The sequence below is a fragment of the Verrucomicrobiota bacterium genome, from assembly GCA_021413925.1.
In the GTDB taxonomy this organism is placed as follows: Bacteria; Verrucomicrobiota; Verrucomicrobiia; order Chthoniobacterales; family UBA6821; genus UBA6821.
Genome location: JAIOPL010000006.1, coordinates 231116 through 237115, shown reverse-complemented (window position 1 = coordinate 237115; position 6000 = coordinate 231116). Strand labels below are relative to the sequence as shown.

The 6000-nt window shown below is 61.7% G+C and carries 6 protein-coding genes; all 6 read left to right on the top strand.

Annotated features, from left to right (window positions below):
- Positions 1–1004: 1004 nt before the first annotated feature.
- A complete protein-coding gene (locus K8R57_04675) occupies positions 1005–2003 on the top strand; it encodes an aldo/keto reductase (protein MCE9587590.1) in 999 nt (332 codons plus the stop codon).
- Positions 2004–2068: 65 nt separating this feature from the next.
- Positions 2069–3025: a mannonate dehydratase gene (locus K8R57_04670; protein MCE9587589.1), complete on the top strand. Its 957-nt coding sequence runs from the start codon at positions 2069–2071 to the stop codon at positions 3023–3025.
- Positions 3022–3795: an RraA family protein gene (locus K8R57_04665; protein ID MCE9587588.1), complete on the top strand. Its 774-nt coding sequence runs from the start codon at positions 3022–3024 to the stop codon at positions 3793–3795. The genes K8R57_04670 and K8R57_04665 overlap by 4 nt, the downstream gene beginning before the upstream one ends.
- Positions 3792–3932, top strand: a complete 141-nt coding sequence (locus tag K8R57_04660; GenBank protein ID MCE9587587.1) for a hypothetical protein — start codon at positions 3792–3794, stop codon at positions 3930–3932. The genes K8R57_04665 and K8R57_04660 overlap by 4 nt, the downstream gene beginning before the upstream one ends.
- Entirely contained in the window at positions 3929–5062 is a 1134-nt protein-coding gene (locus K8R57_04655) for a glucuronate isomerase (GenBank protein ID MCE9587586.1), read from the top strand. The genes K8R57_04660 and K8R57_04655 overlap by 4 nt, the downstream gene beginning before the upstream one ends.
- A gap of 4 nt (positions 5063–5066) precedes the next feature.
- Positions 5067–5858 (top strand): SDR family oxidoreductase, encoded by a 792-nt coding sequence (locus K8R57_04650; GenBank protein MCE9587585.1) that lies wholly within the window; start codon positions 5067–5069, stop codon positions 5856–5858.
- The last annotated feature ends 142 nt before the right edge of the window (positions 5859–6000 follow it).

Below are 6000 nucleotides of genomic sequence, written 5' to 3'. Positions count from 1 at the left end.
TCGACCTTGGTCCTTCGCCCATCGACCTTCGACCTTCGACCTTCGACCTTCGACCTTCGACCTTCGACCTTCGACCTTCGACCTTCGACCTTCGACCTTCGACCTTCGACCCTCGACCCTCGACCTTCGACCTTCGACCTTCGACCTTCAGATTGCTGATTGCTGATTGCTTGTTGGTGTGGGGTTGTTGGGCTGTTGGGAGAAAGGCGGAAGACTGCATTTTTTAAACCACGAAGGACACGAAGCACACGAAGGGATGCAAGAAGGAATCTTTTTAGGGGATTTTTAAACCACAGAGGACACAGCCGAGATACAAGAGGACGGAAACTAGTCTTTTAGACTGAAGGCTGAAGGCTGTTAGCGAAATACAGGCATGGTACCCAGCGCATCGCGCTGGGTTGGAGGCTGAGTGTGGGATCACTCTCGCAAGCTCGCTTGCAGAGGTGATCCATCCCTCAGCAAAGCTCCGAGTCACGGAGCCCATGCCCCTCTTTCCCCTCCTTTGGCTGCCTCCTTGGATTGCCCTTGGATCCCCCTTCGTGGTGAATAATCTGATCCCGCATTGCTTCAATCGCTCCGGCGATCCGATCCCTTGCGGGCTATGCGTCATCGCATAGGCTACGCCGTGCCTCCCCAGGCACTCGGCGTAGAGCTAAAAATCATCCCAGCTCCTATCTCCTAAGTCCCATGCTTCCCCTCGGGACCAAGGGCTCGCTGGTGAAAACTGCAGATTCCAGGTCTTTTTGTTCGGCTCCTTCCAAGCCCGCGACTCGACGCTCGACGCTCGACGCTCGACGCTCGACCTTCGACTTCTTTACCCGGTTTCATTGCAAAATCCGCGTTAAAAAACTGGCAATCACCATCATCACGGAGGCATTCTTTCTTGATGCGGGTTTTCTGGAACCCCCCTTCCAACGCGAAGAGGGTTTTTCGTAAAAACAGGCCGGCCCCCATCGGCATGACCCTGCCTGACCAAACCTTCAACAAACAACATTAACCAAACCATGCAAACCGCAACATTGGGCCGGACAGGCCTTGAAGTGAGCCGAATCGGATTCGGAGGCCTTTTCGTCGCCTCCTTTGCCGCCGAACTGGATGAGGCCAAGAAAGCCGTCGCCAGCGCTCTCGATATCGGCATCAACTACATCGACACCGCACCCGGTTACGGCAACAGCGAGGAGGTCCTCGGCAAGGCGCTCGAGGGGATCCAGAAGCCGGTCATCCTCTCCACGAAGCTGGGCGGGCGTCCGACCCCGTTTCTTCCGCAGGACAAAGCCAGCCTGCGCACCAGCGTGGAGGAGAGCCTCCGCCAGTTGGGCCGCGATTGCATTGACATCCTGATGATCCACGAGCCCGACCGCCCCGGCCAATACGACTGGTGGACGAACATAGTGAATGTCGAGGGACCTGTGCTGGAACTCCTTGACGAGTTGAAGGCCGAGGGGAAAATCCTTCACACCGGTCTCGGTGGAACCACGACCACCGAAATGGCGCACCTCTGCCGCAGCGGCAAATTCGACGTGCTGCTCACCGCCTACAACTACAGCCTGCTCTACCGCGAGGCCGCGCTCGAAGTGATCCCTGCCGCAAAGGCGGCGAACATGGGAATCATCGTCGGTTCCCCGCTCCAGCAGGGCGCCCTCTCCCGGCGCTATGATGAGCAGATCGCGTCCCCGGAGGCCTACTGGCTCTCGAAGATGCGCCGCGAGCAATTCCAGAAACTCTACGCGTTCTCCGACGAGTGCGGACTCTCGCTGCCGGAGCTCGGCATCCGTTTTCTCCTGAGCCATCCGGATATCCATTGCGTGCTCATGGGCGCGAAGTCCTCGGCCGAGGTGCAGCAAAATGCCGCCGCATCCGCCGCAGGTCCGCTGCCGGCCGACATTATCGCCCGCCTCGATGCGATCGCCGACATGGTGCCCTACCGCCCGTTTGGCGAGCCGTTCGGCCTCGGATGGTTCCTGGGAAGCCCGGCCAACTACAAGGGACAAGGCACCGCCTGAACCACCCGTGATGAACGGTGCATTCAAACCGGGACGCGCGAAGGCCATGAAGGGGTTGAAAAACAATGATCCTCGCTGATTTTCTCCCCGCGGAGCCGAACCTGCTGTGGTCCCTGGCCCGGCAGGTCGGCATCCGCCATGCCATCTGCAAGTGCGCGCCGGAACTCACCGGCATGAACCCGCCGTGGGATATCGAGTCCCTGCGGACGATTCAAAATCGTTTCGTCGAGGCCGGTTTCATGCTTTATGGGCTGGAGGGCGACCAGTTCGACATGTCGCGCATCAAGCTCGGGTTGCCCGGGCGCGATGAGGACATCGAGCGTTACCGGCAAATGTTGCGCAACATGGGCGAGCTTGGCATTCCGCTGCTCTGCTACAATTTCATGGCGGGCATCGGTTGGCACCGGACACGGACCGACCTGCCCTCCCGTGGCGGCGCGATGGTCACCGAGTTCAACCTCGACGATGTGCCGCCCACCGAGACCGGCCTCACGGCGGAGCAGGTGTGGGAGAACTACGAGTATTTCATCACGCGCGTTCTGCCGACCGCCGAGGCGGCGGGCGTGAAGATGGGGATGCACCCCGACGATCCGCCGTTGCCGCTCGTGCGCGGCATGGGACGCATCCTGTGCCAAGCGGAAGGCTTCGACCGCGCCCTCGCGTTGTCGGAGAGCCCCAGCCACGGCATCACGTTTTGCCAGGCGAACTTCAGGCTGATGGACGGCGAACTGGAACCGCTCGTGCGCCGCTGGGCGGACCGCATCGTGTTTGTCCACTTCCGCGATGTGCGCGGCACCGCCGAACGGTTCGAGGAGACATTCCACGACGACGGACCGACCGACATGCCGGCCATGTTGAAGTTGTATCACGACGCCGGTTTCACCGGTCCTGTCCGCGTGGACCATGTTCCCACGATGGCGGGCGAGGACAACTCCCAGCCGAGCTACGGCGCGCTCGGCCGCCTGTTCGCCACCGGCTACCTCAAAGGGGCCCTGCAGGCACTCAAGATTCCTTTCCAATGAAAAAGACACCCAAAAAGACACCCAAAAAGAAACCCAGCCTGCTTCAGCAGGAGGCGAAGATGATGAAACTCGAGAAGCTCATCGCCGAGCGCGAGTCCGTCTCGACAAAGCCGTTCCCCGTGCCGGTGAAGGAACTCCTCGGCCGCTATGAACAGATCTACACGGGGGCCATCAGCGATGTGCTCCGCGAATTCGCCCTGCTCGATCAGGCGTTGCCGGGATACATGCGGCCCCTGCGCGACAGCGATGTGGTGGCCGGCATCGCCTTCACCGTGAAGAGCGCGCCGAACGTGAAGATCACCGGCGAGATGACCTTCCGCACGGAGATGCTGGATGCGATGAATCCCGATTCGTTCGTGATGTGGGACACATCCCACGACGAGAAGGCGACCCTCTGGGGCGGCGTCATGACCGCGACGGCATACGGCAAGGGAGTCCGCGCCGCCTGCATCGACGGCGGCATCCGCGACACGAAGCAGATTCTGGAAAAGCCCTTCCCGCTCTACTACAAGCACCGCATCCCGAACGGCTCGCTCGGCCGCTGCCTCATCACGCACTACCAGATCCCGATCCAGATCGGTGATGTGCTCATCAAGCCCGGCGATGTCATTCTCGCCGATTGCGACGGCGTGGTCTGTGTGCCGCGCGACATCGCCTACGATGTGCTTCTGCGCGCCGAGGAGATCCTGGCCAACGAAAAGAAAATCTTCAGCTGGGTCGCCAAGGGCGAGACCATCCAGCAGATCACGAAAAAGGGAGGCTATTTTTGAGTTGGACCGGAAATATCCGTCCGCGAACGGCCCTGGAAATCGTCTCGTCGTGCTGGTTGGTCGGCGGCGAGACGCTTGAGCTTCCACTCTACGATTCCCCAATCCTCATCGCCGACAAGTCGGCACTCCCGTTATGAACGAAGACATGCTCCTGCACTCCCCCGCAGCCCGGCGGCTCTACCACGAGCACGCTGCCGGCCTGCCGATCATCGACTACCATTGCCATCTGGATCCCCAGCGGCTTGCCAGCGACGAGCCGTTTGAAAACATCACGCGGCTCTGGATCGCTCCCGATCAATACAAGCACCGCGCGATGCGTGTGGTCGGCGTGCCGGAAAAATACATCACCGGCGACGCCACCGACCGCGAGAAGTTCGACCGATGGGCGGCGACCGTGCCGCTCACGCTTGGTAATCCGCTCTTCGAATGGACGCAGCTCGAGTTGAAGCGCTACTTCGACATCGACGAACTGCTCACGCCCGAGAGCGCCGACCGCATCTGGGAGCGCTGCAACTCCGTGCGTCCCACGCCCCGGCAGCTCCTCGCCCGTTCCAATGTGGAACTGGTCTGCACCTCCAACCTGCCCGACGAGGAACTGCTGCCGCTCGGCCCGATGGTCATGCCCTCGCTGCGCGACGCTGAGAAGGTGGATGCCGCCCGTTTCGATGAATTCGAGAAGTGCGGCTGCCGGCTCTCCGATCACGGCGTGGACGATCCCCGTCAACTCGACCCGCTTCTGCCGCTGGCCCGCGAGTATGCGCGGCGCGGCTGGGCGATGCAGCTCCACCTCGGCGCTCAACGCGACACCAGTTCCCGGCTGCGCGCCATCGCCGGGCCGCGCGGCGGCTACGCCACGATCGGCAACACATGCGACATCCCCGCGCTCTGCCGGTTCCTGGACACGCTAGACAAGGAGGACGCACTCCCGCGGACGATCCTCTACCCGCTCAATCCCGCCGACTACGCCGCCATCGCGACGCTCACCGGTTCGTTCCCCGGCAAGCTCCAGTTCGGGCCGGCCTGGTGGTTCAACGACCACTCGCTCGGCATCCGGCAGCATCTCGAAGCGCTCGCCAGCTACGGCCTGCTCTCGACCTTCATCGGCATGACCACCGACTCGCGGTCGTTTCTTTCCATGTCCCGGCATGAATACTTCCGCCGGATTCTCTGCAACTTTCTCGCCGGATTGAGCGAGGATGAAACCCTGACCAGCGCGATGGTCCGCGGCATCTGCCACGACAACGCCCACGATTGGCTCCAACTCTAAAACCATGAACGACTCCTACTACCAAAACAAAACCGCCGTGGTGACTGGCGCAGGCGGCCTCATCGGCTCCGCGATCGCCAAGGAACTCCACCGCCTCGGCGCCAATGTCATCCTGCTGGGCCGCGACCGCGCCAAACTCGACGCCGTCGGCATTGGGCAGTCATTTAGTGTCGATGTCCTCGATGCTGCCGGACTCCGCGAGGTGGCCGATCAGATCGGCCCGGTCGACTTTCTCATCAACTCCGCCGGCGGCAACCAGGCCGACGCGACTCCGACGATGAACGAGTATTCGCCGGAAGATCCGCGCGGGTTCTTCGACCTCAACCCCGACCTCATGTTGGATGTGATCAAAATCAACACGCTCGGCACGATCATTCCGAGCCAGGTGTTCGGCCGCGAGATGGCCCGCCGTGGGCGCGGGGCGATCGTGAACTTCGCCTCGATGAATAGTTACCAGCCGCTGTCGCGCAACCTGGCCTACGGCGTTGCCAAGTCCGGCGTCGTCAACTTCACCCAATGGCTCGCCGGCTACCTCGGCAGCGCCGGCGTGCGTGTGAATGCGATCGCTCCCGGGTTTTTCGTGAACGAACGGAGCCGCAAGATCCTTATGACCGAGGACGGCGGCCTCTCCGCGCGCGGCCAGAGTGTCATGTCCCACACGCCCATGAAGCGCTTCGGCGAGGCGCACGAGTTGATCGGCTGCCTCCTGTGGCTGTTGGACGATGAGCGCGCCAGCTTCGTGACCGGTGTGACCGTGCCGGTGGACGGCGGCTTCCTCTCCGTCTCGGGCGTGTAATTCACAGTTCATGAAAACCCGTTTCTCCCCGGAAACACGCATCCTCCCTGCCAGGCGTAGTGGCTCCGGTCATTCCGGTGCTCTCCGCTGCCCTGACGGATGGTGCATTTTCGGGGTGTCGGCGTAAAAAACCGGTATCGTG

Coding starts and splice junctions, on each gene's coding strand:
- K8R57_04675 (MCE9587590.1), top strand. CDS start 1,005: ATGCAAACCGCAACATTGGGCCGGACAGGCCTTGAAGTGAGCCGAATC.
- K8R57_04670 (MCE9587589.1), top strand. CDS start 2,069: ATGATCCTCGCTGATTTTCTCCCCGCGGAGCCGAACCTGCTGTGGTCC.
- K8R57_04665 (MCE9587588.1), top strand. CDS start 3,022: ATGAAAAAGACACCCAAAAAGACACCCAAAAAGAAACCCAGCCTGCTT.
- K8R57_04655 (MCE9587586.1), top strand. CDS start 3,929: ATGAACGAAGACATGCTCCTGCACTCCCCCGCAGCCCGGCGGCTCTAC.
- K8R57_04650 (MCE9587585.1), top strand. CDS start 5,067: ATGAACGACTCCTACTACCAAAACAAAACCGCCGTGGTGACTGGCGCA.